Here is a 20,496-nt window from a genome sequence, read left to right as displayed (position 1 = left end):
AAACAAGTATGGTAGGGGTGAGAGATTTGAATGAGGACATAGAACTAGTGAGTGAAGTGCTTAATGGAAACATAGATAGCTTTAATATTTTAGTAAATAAATATGAATTGATAGTCTTAAGATTTGTTTACTCAATAACAAAAGATAAAGAAGCTTCAGAGGATATAGCTCAAGAAACATTTATTGCTGCCTATAACAAGCTGTATCTATATGATAAAAAATATAAATTCTCAAATTGGTTACTTCAAATAAGCAAAAATAAAGCCATTGATTTTATAAGGAAATTTAAAAGAGTATATGAAGCAAACATAGAAGATGCCAAGGATGTAAAATCTAAGGAAGCTTCACCACAAGAACAGTTGGAATTTGTAGATTTAAAAAAAGAAGTAACAACATTTATTCAATCACTAGAAGAAGTTGATAGGCAAATTATTCTACTTAGATACAGTGGTGAAAGAACATTTTTCGATATCTCTCAGATTCTTTCAATAAGCGAATCTACTGTTAAAAGAAAGTATTACAGGCTGAGAGAGAAGTTCAAAAACTCTTTATATTATAATAAAACATTGGAGCAAGGGGGTGCCAGCAATGAATTGTGATAGCTTTAGGAAAAAACTAGATTTATATGTAGAAAATCAATTGAAAAAAGAGATGAAGAAATCAATGGATGATCATGTTATAGAATGTGAAAGTTGTAGAAAGCTTTATGAGGAAGAAAAAGAACTTGATGATATACTTACTAAATCACTAAGTTTTGAAGATATAGACTTTAAAAGCTCAAGAGTTGAAATAATAAATTCTATAGATAAAAATAGATATAAAAAGAGTTATAAAAATAATATAAAGTACCATTTTATAAGGAATAAAAGCAAATATGCAATTGCAGCATCTTTTATATTTGTGATTACAAGTATAGCTTTCTTAAAAGATCGTACTAATTTTTTTACAACAGGAAGTAAGAGCGATAAATCTATGTCACTAGCATATGTGGATAATTCGAAAGCAAGTGGTATTGAGAATAGCAAGGAAAACAGCTTATCTCAGAATAATTATAACACTGGTAGTAAAGCTAAGTTTGATACTGATTATAGCATATTGAGCGAAGAAGATATTTTAACTAATAATGTATTCAATTATCCAGTGGTTGATTTAAGTGAAATAGATGTAGAGAAAGCTAATGAAGGCTTATTAAAGGGAAAGTCAAAGGCAAAAGCATCACCTAATGAAAAATACGAAGCATATATAATTGGAAAAGGCGATAACATAGATAAAGAAGGTCCTAGCTTTCTTGCTATAAAGAATAATTCATTAAACTCTACTAAATACTATAGAGTTGTTACTAATAATGCTAAATATAATGCTCCGTTATATGTTGAGTGGAATGATGATAATACTTTATTCATAATTGTAGGATCCGCAGATGGAAAAACTACTCATGGAGGTAGCCTTTATGCCCTAAATATAGATAAAGGCAATACGGTGCTAATTTATGGAGTTTACACTCCAATGGAACAAGTAACGTCAGTAAAAGTAGAAAAGAATAAAATACAAATGTCATTGATAAAGTATAATGATAGCAGTATGAATTCTTATAGCACAATCAAGAATACAGCTACTTTCGACATTAATCAGGCAAATGAGATTTTTAACGCTTTGGCAGACTCAAAAGAAAAACATGAAGAATATAATGTTTTGGAGAATTACAATAAATTATTAAGTGGAGACCGTTCAGTAAACAGAACTGGTATTTTAGCAGATGAGATGAACTTTATTAAGCCAGCAGGTTTAAAGGAGAAAACATATATTAATCAAATAGTGCAAATAAGTGATAAGGAATTCGAAGATTATTTTAAGCCAGCTGAATTTAAAAATATTAAAATATATGGTGTAGAATTTTTGACTGAAGATAAGAAAGATAGCATATATCAATTAGTGATATTAGGTCAAGAAACTGGTACTAATCTTTGGAAAGTTACTCGTGCTAATACTTTACCGCAGGGGAACGTAGGAAAATAGAATTAATATACTTATATAATGAAAAATAAATATTTGGTTTAATAAATAAAAATCAATCATATATTGGAAAGCTTCTTTCCTATATGATTGATTTTTTGTTTTATAAAAATTTAAAGAGACTTGGTTTTAGATAAAGATTTATCGATACAATGGAATATATTTCTTTATAAAAAGCTTTAATGGTATAATTATACGTGGATTATTTTATTAAATTTAAGGTTGGCTTTTAATTTTATAGATAAACTACTTTATAATTGAAGTTAGACTAAGCTACTAGTATATATAATTCATAAAAACGTAAATATAACATAAAGGCAGTATATAGGTATCTTATATACATAAGGAAGGTAACTTATGAAGGATTGGAAGAAACAATATGATAAATCTATACACTTATTTCAAAATGGAGAAATAAATAAAGCTTTAATAATATGTGAAAAGCTTATCTCTGAAAATCTTAAAAATACTTCTGCTCTAAATCTTAAAGGATTACTTTTATATATAAAGGGGGATTTGAAATCAGCAGAGGCTGCTTGGAAGATAAATAAAGACTTCAACGACGATGGGATATCAAAAGGTTATTTAAAAGATATACAAAAAGATTGGGAGAGATTAGCTCTATATGACCAAGCGTTAAAAGATATAAAAGGAATGTACATAAATGATGCTGAGAAAAAATTGAGTATTTGCAGTGAGAGTGATTTTAATAAAATAAATGTTAACAATGCAATAGCTTTTTGTTTTATAAAGAGGGGAGAATATGAAAAAGCTAAGGAATGTATTGATATTGTAAGAGGGATAGATAAGAATAACAAAGTTGCTTTAGATAACTATAAAGTAATAAAAGAGTTTTCAGAGGGGCATAAGCCAAATATAAACTTTAAACTAGTAATAATTCCAGTGATGATATGTTTTGTAGGCATCATGTCATATTTACTTTATAAACCTGTTAGTCAGTACATAAGCAAGGTTAGAATAAATTATATAGCTTCAAAAGCTACTAAAAAGGATGAGACTAATTCTGTGGATAAAGTTAATACAAATCAGACTGCTAATAATACAAAACAACAAGTTCCTAATAATAGTGCGGCTGATAAAACCACTGAAAATAGTAGTCAGGGAGTAGCAAAGTTTCCAATAGATCAAGTAAAAGCAGCTGTTAATGATAAGGATTATAATAAGTTATATACCATAATAACTACTTTTGACAAAGAAAAACTAGGTGTTAACGATAAGATTGCTTATAACAGTGGTGAGCAGTTGTTAATAAGTACTGGAGTGGCTAGTTTTTATGATGCTGGAAGAAGTTATTTCGGTGCAAAGGACTTTGCAAAAGCTAAAATAGAATTTGAAAAAGCAAGTAAGTTCTCTAAGGATAATTATTTAAATCCACATATTATATATATGCTCGGTGCTACCAATGAAAGGTTAGAGGATTATGAGAGGGCATTAGCATATTATGATCAGTATGTAAATAATTATTATAGTGGTGATTATACTGCTGAATGTCTTTATAAGCTTGCAACTATAAATAATAATAGTGATAAGAATAAGGCAAAGCAATATGCAGAAAAAATATCAAAGGATTTTAGCAAATCTATGTACTATAATTCAACAATTAAAGACATACTAAATACTCAGTAGTTTATGTATATTTTTAAATAGGAGGCATCTTATGATAACTGTTATAAAGAATATTGATGTTTATGCACCTGAACATTTAGGAATAAAGGATGTAGTAATAGTTGGAGACAAGATAGAGGGTATTTACGACAGCATAAATGTACCTAATAATTTTGTTGATATATCAGTGATAGATGGAAATAAAAAAATCTTAGTACCAGGGTTAATTGATTGTCATGTACATATAATGGGTGGAGGGGGCGAAGGTGGATTTAGGACTAGAACTCCAGAATTGCCTTTTAGTGAGCTTGTTAATGCAGGCATTACCACTGTTGTAGGATGTATTGGAACAGATGATATATGTAGAAACATGGTAGCTCTTTTGGCTAAAGCGCATGCTTTAGAGGAAGAAGGTATAACTACATACTGCTATACAGGCTCATATCAAATACCTGCTAAAACTGTAACTGAAAACATAAAAGGAGATCTAATGTTGTTGGATAAGGTTATAGGAGTTGGTGAGGTAGCTATATCAGACCATAGAAGTTCACAACCAACTTATGACGAATTTGCAAATGTCGTTGCGCAGGCGAGGGTCGGTGGATTATTATCAGGAAAAGCTGGAATTGTTAACATTCATCTTGGTGATGGCGCTAAGAGATTAGATTATTTGTTTGAAGTAATAGAGAATACTGAAATTCCACCAGATCAGATGTTACCTACCCATGTGAATAGAAACGGTGAATTATTTGATATAAGTCTAAAATATGTACAAAAAGGTGGATTTATTGATCTCACTACTAGCTTTGATCCTAACTGTTTAGAAGAAGGTGAATTACGTGCAAGTAGAGGCTTAAAACTTGCATTAGAAGCTGGAATACCAGAGGAGCATATAACCTTTTCTTCAGATGGTAATGGAAGTATGCCTGCATTTAATGAAAGGAAAGAGATGGTAGGTATGGGGATATGCAAAGTTAATTCTTTGTATGAAGAAGTAAAATATGCTGTTTTAGAAGAAAACATACCTCTTGAAAAGGCAATAAAAGTCATAACATCAAATGTGGCAGATATATTAAAGTTACATACTAAAGGAAGAATAGGATCCGGCAAGGACGCTGATTTAGTTTTATTAGATAGAGAAGGACTTGAGATAGATACTGTAGTTGCTAAAGGAAAAGTATTAATGGATAACAAGAATATTATTGTTAAAGGAACTTTTGAAAAATAAGTGCATATGTTTGACTTTTTATCATGAGTATATATAATAGAGTTATAAATACCTATTAGGGGTATGTTATTAGGAGGAACTTTTATGGTTAAGCATGTGGAAGAAAAAGATTTTAATGAAATTGTATTAGAAAACAATCAATTAGTATTAGTAGATTTTTGGGCTACTTGGTGTGGTCCGTGCAAAATGATTGCTCCGATTTTAGAACAACTTTCTGAAGATATGACAGATGTGACATTTGTTAAAGTAGATGTAGACAACAATCCTGGGCTTGCAGATAAGTACGATATATCAAGTATACCAACAATAATACTTTTTAAGGGTGGAAATCAAGTAGATAAAATTACTGGATTTAGACCTAAAAATGATTTAGTAAATATAATCAACAGAAATTTATAATAAAGCGCTTCATTACGAAGGCTTAAATACCATCTGGTGGTTTTTTGAAGCTTTCAAAGGAGAATGGAAGATGGATAGATATGATATTGCTATTATAGGAACAGGTGCAGCAGGACTCTCTGCTGGAATAAATGCTAAGATAAGAAATAAAAACTTAATAATCTTTGGAAATAAAGAGCTTAGTTCTAAATTATCTAAAGCTCCCAAGATTAATAATTATTTAGGGTTTTATGATTTAACAGGAAATGAATTGAAAACAAACTTTCAAAATCATATAGAAGCAATGGGAATTAGCATTACAGAAGAAAAAGTAAATAACATTTATGCAATGGGAGATTACTTTGCTTTAATGGTAAATGAAAAGATGTATGAAGCGAAATCAATAATACTGGCTACCGGTGTTGAATATACAAAACCTATACCTGGAGAAGAGAGATTACTAGGTAAAGGTGTAGGTTATTGTGCTACATGTGATGCGCCACTTTATAAAGGTAAGATAGTTAGTATAGTTGGATATAATAAAGAGGCTGAAGAAGAGGCTAATTATGTTAGTGAACTTGCGGCCAAGGTATATTATATACCTATGTACAAAGGAGAATATGATATTAAAGAAGGTATAGAGATATTAAATAAGAAGCCTTTAGAAATAGTTGGTGACAAAAAAGTAGAAAAGATAATATTTGATCAAGGTGAATTGATTACTGATGGGGTATTTGTTCTGAAAGACAGTATTTCACCTTCACAACTTGTACCAGGATTAGATGTATCTGAAAGTCACATAGTGGTAAACAGGTTAATGCAAACCAATATAGATGGATGTTTTGCAGCTGGTGATTGTGTTGGGAAACCTTACCAATACATCAAAGCGGCAGGAGAAGGTCAAGTTGCAGCTCTGAGTGCAGTAGCATATCTTGATTCAAAAAAATAAGAGATGAGGTCATCTCTTATTTTTTTGTTTGAAAAAATACATGTTTTCCGATAGTTTTCATATTCTTTTTATCAATTTGTTTCATCCAACTACAAGTTGATGTTTGAGGGTTGTAAAAAAATAATGCATTACTAGTAGGATCTTTGCCTTTAATTGCATCAATAACAGCATCACGACATTCGTTGTCAGGAGTTACAGAGATCTTTCCATCTCTTACGCATGAAAAAGCATTTTTCTGTTTTATAACACCTTCAATTGAATTTGGAAAACTGGGGTTTGTAACTCTATTGAGTATAACCGATGCAACTGCCACTTTTCCTTCGTATGGTTCCCCGTGACTTTCAGCAAATACTACCTGAGACATCAGATAAATATCATCATCCGTCAAATATAGATGACGATTTTGATAGTTAAAAACCTCTACTACTGATTCCTTTTCATGGTACAATTCGCCAGATTCATTTGATATTCCTCTTCCATAAAACTTTATATTATTTTCTTTTATATCCTTACTCATAATAATCTTAGGGCCATCGTTTATAGGAGAATAATTTACTAATTCATTTGCAAATACACTAACGCTGTCAAAGGTTAAAAAGATAAAAAGGAAGAAAATACAGCATTTAAGTTTACTCATAAAAAACCTCCTTTGGTTTTTACCCTCTCAGCATATTGTATCCAAAGGTATATTTTTCATACATATTTAATTTTTAGATTTGTAAGCATCATAACTTTTATTAAAATTTGCATATGAGGAATTCATATCATCATACTTTGAAAAAGCATCCTTAAGCTTTTCTGTTTGACTGTCTTGTGATTTTAGTGCATCAGATAGAGTAGAAATATAAGTGTCATATGATTTTAAAGTTTCCTCAAAATCTGAAAAACATTCAACTCCATCAGATGGAACTGAGAGTTCATATAAGGAGGTTTTTAATTTTTCTAACTGAATAATTTTATTTTCAACATCACTTTGTATGCCTGAAAGAGAGCGCTTTTCATCCTGGGCTCTAGTTACTGCAGCGCTTAGGTCTTCCTTTAAAGGAGAAAAATTTTTAATACAGTTATCAAATGCGATTAAAAAGTCGTTTTTTTGGCTAGTCTTTATATCAGAGTCTCTATTTAATTTCACTAATTGATTCACATAACTAGATACGCTAGAAAAAAAGTTTGAGAAGCTCGAACTAAGATTTACACTCACTCCATTACTTTTACATAGCTTGTAATATTTAATACAGTCCTCTTCATATTTAGTTAAGTTTTGAAGAGAGGCTTGTATATCTTTTGAAGAAGGATTTTTCATTATATTTAATGTTTGCTCATAGAGCTTCATATTATTATTCAATCCCAAAGATAAGTTATCATATGTATTTTTATACTTTGCTGATGGTTTTATTTGCTCAAGTTTATTTTTTTCTTTTAATAGCTTGGACAAATTATCTGTAAGCGTACTTATGGCTAGTTCAGTATCCATGGATGAAGAAACAATTGGTTTTTTTAAGTTTTCGTTTATATTCGCGATAGTAGAACTTATATCTGCTAATTGCTTGCGTTCTGGATAAAGAAAATTATTAATGAAAAAATAAACTGATATAGCAATTATTAAAATTGCTCCTGCAGAAATAATTATATGTTTATTGTATTTTTTTAGTATTTCAATCATTTAAGGTACCTCCTCATTTTTTTCATATGAATATGTTTTTGAAATACAAATTTATTGGTTAGTTTTAAAATTTAATCTTTAGTTTAGTTATATTCTAAAATTTTTTAAATATTACTATTGTGAAAATAGTAAAAAATACAAATTTTATTACGATTGTATATATATGAGGGGTATAATTGGTGTATAATTTTAATAGATTAGGATATTAGGGGTGACAGAAGTGCAAGAAGTTTTTAGTATGATAATTAATACAATAAAAAATATATCAATATGGTCCGTTTTGGATATCCTAGTAGTTTCTTATATTTTCTTTAAAGGATATATGTTGATAAAGGAAACGAGAGCAGAACAATTATTGAAGGGAATTGCATTAATAGTTGCATTACTACCAATAAGTTACCTTTTAAGGTTGGATATGCTTTATTTCATTTTAAGTAAAACAATAACAATTGGTGTTTTAACAATTATAATCATATTCCAACCGGAAATAAGAAGGGCTCTAGAACATATCGGAAGAAGTGCCTTTGATGACTTGCATGTAATGCAAGATGATGAGGCATTAGAAGAAGTTATAACAGAGCTTGTTAATGCTGTTGAAAACTTAGCTGATACAGCAACTGGAGCGCTTATAGCTATAGAGCAAAGTACAGGGCTTGGGGAAGTAATAAGTAATGGTACTGAATTAGATGCTAAAGTTTCTTCCGCTCTCCTTGAAAATATCTTTGTAGTTAATACTCCGTTGCATGATGGAGCTACAATTATTAGGAATGACAGAATAGTAGCTGCTGGTTGTGTATTACCTTTAAGTAATAATACAACTATAAATAAGAAACTTGGTACTAGACATAGGGCTGGTATAGGTCTTTCAGAAACTTCAGATGCACTTATAATAATAGTTTCAGAAGAAACTGGAACTATATCCTTAGCGGTAAATGGAAGACTTACTAGAAACTATGATAAGGATAAATTAAAAAGTATATTAATACGTATTATGATAAACAGGAGAGAAAAGAGGGTAAAGACTTTAGGAGAGAAGGTGAAGGTATGGATAACAAGGATAAAAAGGCAGAAATAGTTATAAGGATAGTATGCCTAATTCTTTCCTTTGGGCTATGGCTTTATATTTCCAACGTGCAAAACCCTACTAGAGAGTATAAGTTAGAGAAGGTACCTGTGGAACTTCTTAATGCAGATGCATTAAAGGAGTCTAAATTAGCGCTATCACCTCATCAAGATTTTTATGTGACTTTAAATTTAGAAGGTCCTAGTAGTGAAGTGTACAAAGTTACAACGTCTCAATTTAAAGTTAGTGTTGATCTTTCATCTTACGCTCTAAAAAAAGGTGAAAATAGGATAAGAGTTGATATTGTTAATTACCCAACTAATATTAATATAAAAAACAATAGTTTTTTGTTAGTTACCATCAAAGTAGATGATTATGTGGAAAAGAGCATACCAATAAAATCTGATATAAAGGTTACTACTAAAAACGGAACTTATGCAGACTCACCGACTCTTAAACCTACTAATGCCGTTATATCTGGACCTGGAGAATACGTAAATAGTGTGAAAAGCTTAGTTGTAAGTAGTGAACTTAAAAATATCGAACAGGATACTACACTAAACTTACCTATAAAAGCAATAAATGATTCAGGTAAAGATGTAGATGAGGTAAAGGTAACACCTACGAATGCTGAGGTTTCCATAAGTGTAAAAAAGGGAAAAGTTGTACCGATTAACGTTATTACAAAGGGAAACTTACCTGCTGGATTTGTTATGAAAGATTTTAGTTCTACACCTGAAAAAGTTGAACTTGTTGGTGATGATACAATGTTGAGTGGAATTAACCGCATAGATACAGAAGCGATTGATATATCTTCAATGAATGATTCAAAGGAAGTAAGTGCTAATTTAAAGATACCTCAGAATGTAAGGGTAGCTGATAACATAAGTAAGGTTAAGGTGAAGTTTAATTTAAACAAATATACAGTGAAGGATATAGAAGTACCTATATCTTCAAAGAGCATACCTGACAGCCTCCAGGCAACTATAGATCCACAAAAAATAACTGTTAGAATTAGTGGTTTAGAAGATGACATAAGTTCATTCAAAGCAGATAGTATAAAAGCAGAAGTAGATCTAACAGGTGCTAAAGAAGGGGAGAACACTATTCCGATTGTTATTAGCAATAGCAATGATAAGATAAAGATAGTATCTCAAAGTAGTGATAAGGTTAAAGCTGTACTAGCTAAGAAACAGTAATGAAGGTTTTTACTCTGATATGAATATGTTTTTAAAAATTATAAGGAAGCTCATAAGCCTGTATATTTATATAATTTACAGACTTATGAGCTTCTTTTTTATATCAATAAAACACCAGTTGATATTGTTCTAATCCTTTGTTAAAATTAATAGTCAAAGACCTTATGTTAATGGAGGTAAAATACATGCCTATAAGGATAAATAATATAATACTTGATATAAATGAAGATATCTCATTACTTAAAAATAAAATAGCAAAAAAATTAAAGATTTCTAAAGATGAGATAGAAAACTTTAGGATAATAAAAGAATCTATTGATGCAAGAAAAAAAGATATAATTAAGTTTAATTATTGTGTTGATTTTCAACATAAAAACGAGAAGTCAGTATTAAATAGGATAAACGACAAGGATGTTAAGTTTGAAGAGTATACTTCTGCTGAGGAGATAGTACATGGAAACAAGCTTATGAAAAGCAGACCAGTTGTTATTGGAATGGGACCAGCTGGATTGTTTGCAGCGCTTCTTTTAGCTAAGAATGGTTATAAGCCACTGGTTTTTGAAAGAGGAGAGGCTGTGGATAAAAGAACAGAAACTGTGGAGAGATTTTGGGCTACTGGAGAACTTAATACAGAATCAAATGTTCAGTTTGGAGAAGGTGGAGCAGGAGCATTTTCTGATGGTAAACTTACTACAAGAATTAAGGATAGAAGATGTGACTTTGTAATTGATGAATTAATAAAAGCAGGTGCACCTCAAGAAATAGCTTATATGGGGAAACCGCATGTAGGAACAGATATATTAAAGACGGTTGTAAGAAATATAAGAGAACAAATAAAAGCTCTTGGTGGTGAAATTCATTTTTCATCAAAACTTGAAAATATAATTCAAAAAGATGGTAAGGTAAGAGCTATTATAGTTAATGGTAATGAAGTACCTTGTGAAAACATAATAATGGCAATAGGACATAGTTCAAGAGATACATATGAGATGCTTAATGCTTTAGGGATAGCAATGGCTCAAAAGCCTTTTGCAATAGGTGTAAGAATAGAGCATCCTCAATCATTGATAGATTTAAATCAATATGGAAAGTATACTGGACATCCAAGACTAAGAGCCGCAGATTATAGACTTACACATTCAAGTGATAAGATAGATAGATCTGTCTATTCTTTTTGTATGTGTCCTGGTGGTGAGGTTGTAGCAGCGTCATCAGAGGAGAAAAGGCTAGTAGTAAATGGGATGAGTTATCATGCAAGAGATAAAGAAAATGCTAACTCAGCAATAGTAGTAACAGTAGGTCCAAAGGATTTCAAAGATAATTCACCACTAGCTGGTATGGAGTTTCAAAGGCATTATGAAGAATTAGCCTATAAAATTGGTGGGGGAAATTATGTCGCTCCAGTGCAGCTTGTAGGAGACTTTTTAAATGACAGGATAAGTACTAAGATTGGAAACGTTACTCCTTCATATAAGACAGGTTACGAATTTGTTCAGCTTAAGGAATGTTTACCGATATATGTTACAGAAGCTCTTAAGGATGGGCTTGTAAATTTCGATAAAAAAATTAAAGGCTTTGCTGACAGCAGTGCTGTAATGACTGGAATAGAAACAAGAACCTCAGCTCCGGTTAGAATAGAGAGAACTGAAAGCTTACAGAGTATATCGCTTGAAGGTTTATATCCTGCAGGAGAAGGTGCTGGTTTTGCTGGAGGTATAGTATCAGCTGCAGTAGATGGATTAAAGGTAGCTGAGAGTATAATAAAAGAATTTTGTCCATTTAATAATAAATAAGATGGGGGAATAATTATGATTCAACAACCTAAATATGCAACTCTTCAAAAGGTAAGGAATGAAAACAGAACCTATGGAATTACTCCTAGAATTCCTGGTGGGTTTATAAAACCAGAGGATCTTGTTAAATTTGCTGAAGTAGCTAAAAAATATAATGGTGTAATAAAGATAACTTCCGGTCAAAGAATTGCAATACTTGGAATAAAAGCAGAAGATGTTGAAAATGCTTGGCAAGAACTCGGTATGGAGCCAGGGGTAGTATCTGCCTACTCAGTAAAAAATGTTGAGCTGTGTCCAGCGTCTTTTTGTAAGAGAGCTAAGCAGAATTCGCTAAAGCTTGGAATGAAAATAGAGAAAAGATTTTATGCAGCAGCGGCGCCAAACAGAACTAAGATAGCTGTTGTAGGCTGCAGAAATTCTTGTACTAGTGCATATTCGAAAGACATTGCTGTTGTTGGAGACAAAGAAGGCTATATTGTTACTGCAGGTGGAAGTGCTGGATTTTACCCTAAATTACCGCATATAATAGCAGAAAAACTTTCAGATGATGAAGCTTATAATATGGTAGAAGCTATATACGAGTTCTATAATAAAGAAGCTGAATTTGGTGAAAAGTTAGGTGACTTTATTGAGAGAATATCCATTGAAAGTTTTAAAAGCGGTGTTGAACAGATATATAATAAATAAAAAAACAAAAAAAATTTCTATAAATTTTCAGAAAACTTCTATTTTAGAAGTTTTTTTTGTTAAAATGTTGATAAAGGATATTTTTGATAAATATATATCCTACTTGGAAGTTTTTAAATATCAATTAACTAGTCATATAAGAATAGCTAGTCCATTTTGTTGCATATACACTCAATTTCAGAGATTATGACAAAATATTAATTTTATATAATATTTATTTATATACAGTTTAAAAGTGATATAATTACATTATGTTCAAAATATTGAAACATAAATTCAGTTTATTTTTAACTAGTATATAATTTTTATAAACTAATTTGTTATAAAATTAACAAAAAATATAGCTTTTTTAACTTATGCGATGGCGTTAAATTGCATAAGCTTATGAAGTAGAATGGCTATTATGTCAAACTAAAAAATAAGAAGAGGTGCAGGAATAAATGAGTAAAAATTTTGATGAATTACTATCAAAGCTAAAAGAAGTAACAAAGAAAAAGGTATCTGTAGCAGTAGCACAAGATGAACCTGTTCTTGAAGCAATTAAAGCAGCAAAAGAAAGAGGAATAGCTGATGCCATACTAGTTGGAGATCAAGCTAAAATAAGAGAACTTGCAGATAAAATAGGTATGGATTTAAAGGAATATGATCTTATTAATGAACCAGATCCTAAGAAAGCAGCTCTTTATGCGGTTGAATTAGTAGCAAAGGGAAAAGCTGATATGGTTATGAAAGGCTTAGTTGATACTGCTACTTTCTTAAGAAGTGTACTTAATAAAGAAGTTGGATTAAGAACTGGTAAGCTTATGTCTCACGTAGCTGTATTTGAGATTGAAGGAATAGACAGATTGATATATTTAACTGATGCTGCTTTTAATACATATCCAGACCTAAAGGCTAAGATAGATATATTAAATAATTCAGTTAAAGTTGCTCATGCTTGTGGATTAAAATTACCAAAGGTTGCACCAATTTGCGCTGTAGAAGTAGTTAATCCTGATATGCCTGCTACAATAGATGCGGCACTACTTGCAAAAATGAATGATAGAGGACAAATAAAGGGTTGTATAGTAGATGGACCTCTTGCTTTTGATAATGCATTATCAGAAGAAGCTGCACATCACAAAAATGTTACTGGTCCTGTTGCAGGAAAAGCAGACATATTCTTGCTACCAAACATTGAAACTGCAAATGTTATGTATAAATGTTTAACTATGACATCAAAATCTAGAAATGGTGGAATACTAGTTGGTACTGCAGCTCCGGTTATACTAACTTCAAGAGCAGATAGTTTCGAAACAAAGGTAAACTCAATTGCTTTAGCAGCATTAGTAGCTAACACTAAATAATATTTTTGAAATATTATCTATAGTTTAATTATACTTATTTTCATAGGATATTCTTCAAGGAGGAGAAAAATAATGGCTTACAAAATTTTAATTATTAATCCAGGTTCAACTTCCACAAAAATAGGTGTTTATGAAGATGAAAAAGAATTAATCGTAGAAACACTTAGACATTCATCTGAAGAAATAAATGCTTATGCTACAATTTATGATCAATTTCAATTTAGAAAAGATGTAATTCTAAATGTATTAAAAGAAAAGAATTTTGATGTAAGCACGCTAGATGCTGTAGTAGGCAGAGGTGGAATGCTAAAGCCTATAGCTGGTGGAACTTATGCAGTTAATGAAGTTATGCTTGAAGATTTAAAGAACGGTGCTCAAGGGCAACATGCTTCAAATCTTGGAGGAATAATAGCTAATGAAATAGCAAGTGAAATAGGAAAGCCAGCATTCATAGTGGATCCAGTTGTTGTTGATGAATTACAAGATGTTGCAAGACCTTCAGGAGTTCCAGAACTTCCTAGAAAAAGTATATTCCATGCCTTAAATCAAAAGGCGGTTGCTAAGAGATACGCAAAAGAAAATGGAAAAGCATACGAGGACGTAAATTTAGTAGTTGTTCATATGGGCGGAGGAGTTTCAGTAGGCGCTCATAAGAATGGTAAGATTATTGATGTGAACAATGCATTAGATGGAGAAGGTGCATTTTCACCTGAAAGATCAGGATCAGTACCATCTGGTGATCTAGTAAAAATGTGCTTTAGCGGCAAATACTCACAAGATGAAATATACAAGAAGATTGTTGGTAAAGGTGGATTCGTTGCTTATTTAAATACAAATGATGCAAGAGATGTAGAAAAGTTAGCAGCTGAAGGAAACGCGGAAGCAAAATTAGTTTATGATGCATTCATGTATCAAGTTTCAAAAGCTATCGGTGAATATGCTGTTGTACTTAAAGGTAAGGTAGATGCTATAATACTTACTGGTGGTATAGCATATGGCAAAGTAGTTACAAATACAATAACAAGCAATGTAGATTGGATAGCTCCAGTTGTAGTTTACCCAGGAGAAGATGAACTTCTAGCCCTTGCTCAAGGAACTATAAGAGTACTAAGTGGTGAAGAAGTTGCAAAGGAATATAAATAATATATAAACAGAGATTTTTATAAGTACTATAAAGTTCTAGATAATTTAGAAGTTTATAGTGCTTTTTTCATATACATATTTCTTGAAATTTATGGTATTATATTTTTAATTGGATAAATTAGTTGTTTTGTGAGCAGCTATTCACTGTTTTATATATGTAACTTAAAAATTAGATGTGGTGTAAGGAGGGAAAATAATGAGAACTTCACTAAACATAACAAATAAGCTTACAAAATTAGCTGAAATGACAGGAGATTCAGTTTTTCAAGTATTAGAGTTCGATGAGTTAACTGGAGGCAATGATGTAGATTCAGCTATAAAATTTAAGTTTATGAAGGATGCTGGAATAAAACTTAAGCAAATTAGAATAATACTTGAAGATAGTGCTGTCAAACTTGAATCTGGGGCGTTAAGTTACCTAAAGGGAGATATCGAACTTCAAAATAAAGTAGGTGGAGTTTTAGGCTTTGGTAAAAAGCTTATTAATAGTAAGCTTACAGGAGAAACTATATTCAAGCCTAGATATGAGGGGAATGGAGAAATATTTTTAGAACCTTCATTTGGACACTATGCTTTATTAGAATTGGAAAATGAAGAGGTAATTGTTGATGATGGCATATTTTATGCTTGTGAAGATACTGTAGAAATAGGTTCAGCTATGCAGAAGTCGATATCTTCAATGTTATTAGGCAATGAAGGGTTATTTCAAACAAAGATAAGTGGTAGTGGAATTGTAGTTGTTGAAATACCGGTTCCTGAAAATGAAATATTTAAATGTAGGCTCTCAAATGATACATTGAAGGTTGACGGAAACTTTGCTATATTAAGAACAGGCGGGATAGAGTTTACAGTAGAAAAGTCTTCAAAGTCAATCATTGGTTCAGCAACAAGTGGAGAAGGTTTTCTTAATGTCTATAAAGGAACCGGTGAGGTATGGTTAGTGCCAACTAAAGTTGTGTATGATAAGCTACAATCCATTGGCTTAAATGCTATGACCAATCCTTCAGGGGATCATGATAACGAGCAATAGAAGAGATAATTTAAAAATATATAAAATATAATTTAATCTTTAACTTTAATAACAAGATGTAATGATTTCGAATTTTGTGATAAAATATAACTATTGATATTGTGCTGATAAGTAATGAGAATGGGTGAAGATTTAAAGTTTAGTTTATTTGGTAGAATTAAGGAGGTGAGCAGAATGGATCTTATGACTACAGTGGTTATTTTTTTCCTTGCTGCATTTGCGATTGTTGGAGTTTATGTTACTGTAAAAAGCGAGCAGTTTAAGCATGAGGAAATGAAGAACAATAATAAATAAAAAAATATACATAAATGCAGGAGTTATCCTGCATTTTTATATGGGAAAGTTTATTTCTCGATCATGATTTTTTATGGGAGGATTTATAATGCCATTTATTGATTCAAAAGTAACTGTAAAGTTAACTGAAGAGAAAAAGAATAAATTAAAGGATGAACTAGGGAAACTGATAGAATTAATCCCTGGAAAGAGTGAACAGTGGTTAATGGTAGGCTTCCAAGATGAATATCCGTTATATTTTAAAGGGGATAAATTAGAATATGGAGCTTTTATAGAAGTGAAAATATTTGGAAGTACATCTAAAGAAGCTTTAAGTAAGCTTACAAAGGCAATATGTGAGCTTTATAACGAAGAGCTTTCAATTGGTAAAGAATCAATATATGTAAAATATGAAGAAGTGAATAATTGGGGCTGGAACGGAGAAAATTTCTAGATTAAGGTTTTTATTGAAGAATGTGTCGCATGCCAGATTTTCCTCATATACATTCGGAAAGGCGGATGCGCAAAAAAACTGAAGAAAAACACTTCAGTTTTTTTATATTATAAATCTGCTAGGGCAAATTTTTTCTCAACAAACTTGAAACCTGTAGTAAAGAATGTTGTCATTATAAGATACATTATAGATGCCATGAAAAATATTTCTAAAGGTCTAAAAGATACATTTGCCATATGCTGAGCGTTGTTCATCAAATCTGTCATGGCTATAGTTGATACTAAAGCTGTATCTTTAAGCAATGCTATAAATTCATTTGCAACAGCTGGAAGCATACGACCTAAACTTTGTGGAAGTATTATATAAAATACTGTTTGTATAAAATTAAGTCCTTCTGTTTGTGCAGCTTCCCATTGATTTTTGTTTACTGATAACATAGCGCCTCTTATAGCTTCGGCTACATATGCAGATATATTTATACTTAGTCCTAATATAGCTGCTTCAAATGAAGTAAGGGTTATATTTACTTCTGGAAGTCCGAAATAGATTATGAAAAGTAGAATCATTAAGGGAATTCCTCTAAAGAACCAAGTATAGAATGTTCCTATTGATTTTAGTACTTTATTCTTTGAAAGCTTCATTAAAACAACTATGAAAGCTAATAATAGTCCACATAAAATTGATATAACGGTAAGTTCTATTGTTCTTAAACAACCCTCCAATAATATGGGAAGGTATGTTGAAATGATTTCGACCTTCATAAAAAAACAACCTTTCTGTAAATGATATAAATTATTTTGAAGATGTAATATCTTCACCAAACCAAGTTTTTGATATCTTTGCAAGAGTTCCATCTTCTTGCATTTCTTTTATTACTTTATCAAAAGTAGCTTTAAGATCTTTATCTTCTTGTCTAAGTCCTATAGCTATAGGCTCTGTAGCAACTGATTTATCTAAAACCTTGTAAGTGTCAGCTTTTTCTTTTATATAATATCTTGCAACTAATTCATCTACTACAACTGCATCTATACGACCTATTTGTAAGTCTTGAAGAGCGGCAATGTTTTCATCATATAACTTTGTATCTTTAAAAGTAGCCTTTGTATCTTTTATAGCATCTTCACTTGTACTACCTTTTTGTACTCCAACTGTTTTACCTTTAAGGTCATCTGGTGAAGTTATAGAAGTATTGTCCTTCTTCACTACAACTACTTGTCTTTCATTTAAGTATGGAGTTGAAAAAGCAATTTCTTTTTCTCTTTCTGGTGTTACGCTCATTGCGGAAATTATTACATCAAATTTCTTTTGCTTTATACCTGGTATGATACCATCCCAATTATAAGGCATAAATTTTATTTCTTTATTTGTACGTTTTGCTATCTCTTTTGCCATATCTATATCAAAACCTTGAAGTTCACCTTTGCTGTTTTTAAAGCCCATTGGTGGAAAAGAATCATCCAGTCCAACTACTATAGTATTCGAATTAGCATTAGAATCTTTCTTAGTTTGTCCGCAACTTATTAATGATAATGAAATAGTTGTAATAGCTACAACTGATAATAATCTCTTAACAATTTTATTCATAATTAACATCCTCCTGAGTACCTGATAATCATATTATACTTTAATATAATAAAGTTGTAAAGTGATAAATGAATAAAAATATAACCAATTGCTAAAACATATGGTAAAGTTAAGTATAAGGTGTTAAAATACTGATGTGAGGTGATTACATGAGCAATTATGAATCAAAGCTAAAAAGTGATGATATGGATTATTTTTTTAAAGCTATATTAAGTTTAGAAAATACGGAAGAGTGCTATAGATTTTTTGAAGATGTAGCTACAATAAATGAAATAAAAGCTTTAGTGCAGAGATTACAAGTAGCAACTATGCTTAAAGAAAAGAAAACATATACTGAAATAGCAAATGATACTGGAGCTAGTACTGCTACTATAAGTAGGGTTAATAGATGTTTGAATTATGGTAGTGACGGATATAACACGGTCTTAGAAAGATTAAATAAGAAAGATAAGTAATAAAACAATGTTTTACGAATAATTACATATACCTGCAGTTATTTTAACGCTTGCTAATTTATATTTCGCTTATCAAATGTAGATACAAGCAAGATAATATAAGTAGGTTTGTTAAAAGCCACCATCTTTTTTGATGGTGGCTTTTACATTTTTTAAAAATAAGTATTGCTAACGTAACAATGTTTTGTTATACTGAATTCAAGGAGGAATGAAAATGGAAGAAAATTTGATATCAAAAAAAGAGTTATTAGAACTTACTGGCATATCTTATGGTCAGCTATATAGATGGAAAAGGAAAAACTTAATACCTGAGGAGTGGTTTATAAAGAAGTCTTCTTTTACAGGACAAGAAACCTATTTTCCTAAGGATAAAATATTAGATAGAATAAATAGAATAGTTGAGATGAAAGATGATGTTTCCTTAGATGATCTAGCAGAAAGATTTCAAGGGAGTTCTATATCCTCTAAATTTTATATAGAAGATATATTAAAAGGAAACATTGTTACACAGCATGTTCTAGATATGTACAAAAATAACTTTAGTCTAAAAGATGAATTGAGCGTAGATGACATAGTCTTCTTGGCATTATACAAATACTTGTTGGAACAAGGTAACTTGAATTTAGATGAAATTAATTTTACAATAAAAGGATTAATAGAAAATTATAGTAATATAAAAGAAAAAGACTTTGAGCTTGTATTTGTTCGAAAGATGGGAGTAGGAATAGGAATACTAGCAGATTCAGCAAATATTATATTAGGTGATGGTAAAGTCTTAGAAAGAATTAATTTAAGTGGTTTTACAGAAAAAGTTATAACTAATTTAGTATAGGAGGTTAAGGGTATTATGAATGATAGATATTATGAAGATAGAGGAGATTTAGAAATTTCGGGAGCTGGTAGCTCTGGTGGTGGTAAATTTAATAGAGTACAGGTTAGTGGAGCAGCAAAGATTAACGGAGATATAGATTGTGTTGAATTTGAGGCAGCTGGTGCAGCAAAATTTGAAGGCAATGTGAAGACTGTAACTTATAACGTTAGTGGAGCTACTAAATGTACAGGAAATGTAGAGGCTGAGGCTTGCAACATAAGTGGAGCAGGCAAGATAGGTGGAAATTTAAATAGTAAGAGAAGTAATATACAAGGAAGCTTAAAAGTATGTGGGAATCTTAGTAGTGAAACTATTGATATACAAGGAGCTACAAGTATAGTTGGAGATTGTGAAGCTGAAGATTTTAAATGTTCTGGAGCGTTCAAGATTGGTGGTCTTCTTAATAGTGAAAATATATCAGTTGAAATTAGTGGTAAGTGTGAAGTTTCAGAAATGGGTGGAAGAAGTATAAATGTAAGGCTTGGAAATTGGAGTGTAGGAATTCTATCTAAAATAACAAAAGCTATATTTAATTACTCTCTTGATGAACTTGATTGTAATGTTATTGAAGGAGACGATATATATTTAGAGTCAACTACAGCTAGAATTGTAAGAGGCACTGATGTAGTTATAGGAAAAAAATGTACCATTCAAAGAGTTGAATATCATAATACAATATCTATTGATCCAAGCAGCAAAGTTATAGAGCAAGTTCAATTATAGAAAAGGAGGAATTTAATA

Annotated in this window: 21 protein-coding genes; 17 read left to right on the top strand and 4 right to left on the bottom strand. The window is 31.0% G+C overall.

The window, feature by feature from the left end:
* Positions 1-8: 8 nt before the first annotated feature.
* The 6 genes from J3477_RS16480 (at position 9) to J3477_RS16455 (ending at position 6,194) form a co-directional block, all read left to right on the top strand.
* Positions 9-599, top strand: coding sequence for an RNA polymerase sigma factor (locus J3477_RS16480; protein WP_206871051.1), 591 nt, complete (start codon positions 9-11; stop codon positions 597-599).
* Positions 589-2,016 (top strand): DUF4652 domain-containing protein, encoded by a 1,428-nt coding sequence (locus J3477_RS16475; protein ID WP_206871050.1) that lies wholly within the window; start codon positions 589-591, stop codon positions 2,014-2,016. Before J3477_RS16480 ends, J3477_RS16475 begins: the two co-directional genes overlap by 11 nt.
* Before the next feature lie 354 nt (positions 2,017-2,370).
* Positions 2,371-3,660: a tetratricopeptide repeat protein gene (locus J3477_RS16470; RefSeq protein WP_206871049.1), complete on the top strand. Its 1,290-nt coding sequence runs from the start codon at positions 2,371-2,373 to the stop codon at positions 3,658-3,660.
* Between the two features lie 31 nt (positions 3,661-3,691).
* On the top strand, positions 3,692-4,867 hold the full coding sequence (gene iadA / locus J3477_RS16465; RefSeq protein WP_206871048.1) for a beta-aspartyl-peptidase: 1,176 nt from the start codon (positions 3,692-3,694) through the stop codon (positions 4,865-4,867).
* An 84-nt stretch (positions 4,868-4,951) separates the two neighbouring features.
* A complete protein-coding gene (trxA, locus tag J3477_RS16460) occupies positions 4,952-5,266 on the top strand; it encodes a thioredoxin (protein ID WP_206871047.1) in 315 nt (104 codons plus the stop codon).
* 70 nt (positions 5,267-5,336) lie between these two features.
* Positions 5,337-6,194 (top strand): NAD(P)/FAD-dependent oxidoreductase, encoded by an 858-nt coding sequence (locus J3477_RS16455; protein WP_206871046.1) that lies wholly within the window; start codon positions 5,337-5,339, stop codon positions 6,192-6,194.
* Between the two features lie 16 nt (positions 6,195-6,210).
* Here J3477_RS16455 and J3477_RS16450 read toward each other — a convergent pair whose 3' ends face one another.
* Together J3477_RS16450 and J3477_RS16445 are read right to left on the bottom strand one after the other, a co-directional pair.
* A complete protein-coding gene (locus tag J3477_RS16450) occupies positions 6,211-6,831 on the bottom strand; it encodes a cell wall hydrolase (protein ID WP_228731298.1) in 621 nt (206 codons plus the stop codon).
* A 66-nt stretch (positions 6,832-6,897) separates the two neighbouring features.
* The gene (locus J3477_RS16445; protein WP_206871045.1) at positions 6,898-7,857 is read right to left on the bottom strand and encodes a hypothetical protein; all 960 of its coding nucleotides are present in this window, start codon (positions 7,855-7,857) and stop codon (positions 6,898-6,900) included.
* 238 nt (positions 7,858-8,095) lie between these two features.
* Here J3477_RS16445 and cdaA point away from each other — a divergent pair, with 238 nt between their 5' ends.
* The 8 genes from cdaA to J3477_RS16405 all read left to right on the top strand — a co-directional run bounded on the left by cdaA (position 8,096) and on the right by J3477_RS16405 (position 16,845).
* Entirely contained in the window at positions 8,096-8,932 is an 837-nt protein-coding gene (gene cdaA, locus J3477_RS16440; protein WP_371874763.1) for a diadenylate cyclase CdaA, read from the top strand.
* Positions 8,902-10,119: a CdaR family protein gene (locus tag J3477_RS16435; RefSeq protein WP_206871044.1), complete on the top strand. Its 1,218-nt coding sequence runs from the start codon at positions 8,902-8,904 to the stop codon at positions 10,117-10,119. The genes cdaA and J3477_RS16435 overlap by 31 nt, the downstream gene beginning before the upstream one ends.
* Positions 10,120-10,304: 185 nt before the next feature.
* Positions 10,305-11,912, top strand: coding sequence for an NAD(P)/FAD-dependent oxidoreductase (locus J3477_RS16430; RefSeq protein ID WP_206871043.1), 1,608 nt, complete (start codon positions 10,305-10,307; stop codon positions 11,910-11,912).
* A 15-nt stretch (positions 11,913-11,927) separates the two neighbouring features.
* A complete protein-coding gene (locus J3477_RS16425) occupies positions 11,928-12,599 on the top strand; it encodes a ferredoxin-like domain-containing protein (protein WP_206871042.1) in 672 nt (223 codons plus the stop codon).
* A gap of 440 nt (positions 12,600-13,039) precedes the next feature.
* Complete coding sequence (ptb, locus tag J3477_RS16420; protein WP_206871041.1) at positions 13,040-13,945, top strand: phosphate butyryltransferase; 906 nt, start codon at positions 13,040-13,042, stop codon at positions 13,943-13,945.
* Between the two features lie 72 nt (positions 13,946-14,017).
* Positions 14,018-15,088: a butyrate kinase gene (buk, locus tag J3477_RS16415; RefSeq protein WP_206871040.1), complete on the top strand. Its 1,071-nt coding sequence runs from the start codon at positions 14,018-14,020 to the stop codon at positions 15,086-15,088.
* Between the two features lie 196 nt (positions 15,089-15,284).
* Positions 15,285-16,118, top strand: coding sequence for an AIM24 family protein (locus J3477_RS16410; protein ID WP_206871039.1), 834 nt, complete (start codon positions 15,285-15,287; stop codon positions 16,116-16,118).
* A gap of 382 nt (positions 16,119-16,500) precedes the next feature.
* A complete protein-coding gene (locus J3477_RS16405; protein WP_206871038.1) occupies positions 16,501-16,845 on the top strand; it encodes a phenylpyruvate tautomerase MIF-related protein in 345 nt (114 codons plus the stop codon).
* A 107-nt stretch (positions 16,846-16,952) separates the two neighbouring features.
* Here the strand turns inward: J3477_RS16405 and J3477_RS16400 are convergent, their stop codons facing one another.
* Both J3477_RS16400 and J3477_RS16395 read right to left on the bottom strand, forming a co-directional pair.
* Positions 16,953-17,606, bottom strand: coding sequence for an amino acid ABC transporter permease (locus J3477_RS16400; RefSeq protein WP_183279141.1), 654 nt, complete (start codon positions 17,604-17,606; stop codon positions 16,953-16,955).
* Between the two features lie 31 nt (positions 17,607-17,637).
* On the bottom strand, positions 17,638-18,429 hold the full coding sequence (locus J3477_RS16395) for an amino acid ABC transporter substrate-binding protein (protein WP_206871037.1): 792 nt from the start codon (positions 18,427-18,429) through the stop codon (positions 17,638-17,640).
* A gap of 149 nt (positions 18,430-18,578) precedes the next feature.
* On the opposite strand from J3477_RS16395, the gene J3477_RS16390 reads away from it, so the two are divergent.
* From J3477_RS16390 to J3477_RS16380, 3 genes are all read left to right on the top strand, one after another.
* A complete protein-coding gene (locus tag J3477_RS16390; protein WP_206871036.1) occupies positions 18,579-18,884 on the top strand; it encodes a YerC/YecD family TrpR-related protein in 306 nt (101 codons plus the stop codon).
* Between the two features lie 214 nt (positions 18,885-19,098).
* Positions 19,099-19,716: a DUF4004 family protein gene (locus tag J3477_RS16385; RefSeq protein WP_206871035.1), complete on the top strand. Its 618-nt coding sequence runs from the start codon at positions 19,099-19,101 to the stop codon at positions 19,714-19,716.
* 15 nt (positions 19,717-19,731) lie between these two features.
* On the top strand, positions 19,732-20,478 hold the full coding sequence (locus J3477_RS16380) for a cell shape determination protein CcmA (RefSeq protein WP_206871034.1): 747 nt from the start codon (positions 19,732-19,734) through the stop codon (positions 20,476-20,478).
* The last annotated feature ends 18 nt before the right edge of the window (positions 20,479-20,496 follow it).

The sequence above is a fragment of the Clostridium zeae genome (assembly GCF_017312485.1).
In the GTDB taxonomy this organism is placed as follows: domain Bacteria; phylum Bacillota; class Clostridia; order Clostridiales; family Clostridiaceae; genus Clostridium_AR; species Clostridium_AR zeae.
This window is presented reverse-complemented; position numbering and strand designations above follow the sequence as displayed.

Excerpts from the sequence above, each read along its gene's own strand:
- trxA (WP_206871047.1), top strand. The coding sequence starts at position 4,952 with ATGGTTAAGCATGTGGAAGAAAAAGATTTTAATGAAATTGTATTAGAA.
- cdaA (WP_371874763.1), top strand. The coding sequence starts at position 8,096 with ATGATAATTAATACAATAAAAAATATATCAATATGGTCCGTTTTGGAT.
- J3477_RS16445 (WP_206871045.1), bottom strand. The coding sequence starts at position 7,857 with ATGATTGAAATACTAAAAAAATACAATAAACATATAATTATTTCTGCA.
- J3477_RS16380 (WP_206871034.1), top strand. The coding sequence starts at position 19,732 with ATGAATGATAGATATTATGAAGATAGAGGAGATTTAGAAATTTCGGGA.
- J3477_RS16425 (WP_206871042.1), top strand. The coding sequence starts at position 11,928 with ATGATTCAACAACCTAAATATGCAACTCTTCAAAAGGTAAGGAATGAA.
- J3477_RS16405 (WP_206871038.1), top strand. The coding sequence starts at position 16,501 with ATGCCATTTATTGATTCAAAAGTAACTGTAAAGTTAACTGAAGAGAAA.
- buk (WP_206871040.1), top strand. The coding sequence starts at position 14,018 with ATGGCTTACAAAATTTTAATTATTAATCCAGGTTCAACTTCCACAAAA.
- J3477_RS16390 (WP_206871036.1), top strand. The coding sequence starts at position 18,579 with ATGAGCAATTATGAATCAAAGCTAAAAAGTGATGATATGGATTATTTT.
- J3477_RS16400 (WP_183279141.1), bottom strand. The coding sequence starts at position 17,606 with ATGAAGGTCGAAATCATTTCAACATACCTTCCCATATTATTGGAGGGT.
- J3477_RS16430 (WP_206871043.1), top strand. The coding sequence starts at position 10,305 with ATGCCTATAAGGATAAATAATATAATACTTGATATAAATGAAGATATC.
- J3477_RS16470 (WP_206871049.1), top strand. The coding sequence starts at position 2,371 with ATGAAGGATTGGAAGAAACAATATGATAAATCTATACACTTATTTCAA.
- ptb (WP_206871041.1), top strand. The coding sequence starts at position 13,040 with ATGAGTAAAAATTTTGATGAATTACTATCAAAGCTAAAAGAAGTAACA.
- J3477_RS16480 (WP_206871051.1), top strand. The coding sequence starts at position 9 with ATGGTAGGGGTGAGAGATTTGAATGAGGACATAGAACTAGTGAGTGAA.
- J3477_RS16450 (WP_228731298.1), bottom strand. The coding sequence starts at position 6,831 with ATGAGTAAACTTAAATGCTGTATTTTCTTCCTTTTTATCTTTTTAACC.
- J3477_RS16410 (WP_206871039.1), top strand. The coding sequence starts at position 15,285 with ATGAGAACTTCACTAAACATAACAAATAAGCTTACAAAATTAGCTGAA.
- iadA (WP_206871048.1), top strand. The coding sequence starts at position 3,692 with ATGATAACTGTTATAAAGAATATTGATGTTTATGCACCTGAACATTTA.
- J3477_RS16475 (WP_206871050.1), top strand. The coding sequence starts at position 589 with ATGAATTGTGATAGCTTTAGGAAAAAACTAGATTTATATGTAGAAAAT.
- J3477_RS16435 (WP_206871044.1), top strand. The coding sequence starts at position 8,902 with ATGGATAACAAGGATAAAAAGGCAGAAATAGTTATAAGGATAGTATGC.
- J3477_RS16455 (WP_206871046.1), top strand. The coding sequence starts at position 5,337 with ATGGATAGATATGATATTGCTATTATAGGAACAGGTGCAGCAGGACTC.
- J3477_RS16395 (WP_206871037.1), bottom strand. The coding sequence starts at position 18,429 with ATGAATAAAATTGTTAAGAGATTATTATCAGTTGTAGCTATTACAACT.
- J3477_RS16385 (WP_206871035.1), top strand. The coding sequence starts at position 19,099 with ATGGAAGAAAATTTGATATCAAAAAAAGAGTTATTAGAACTTACTGGC.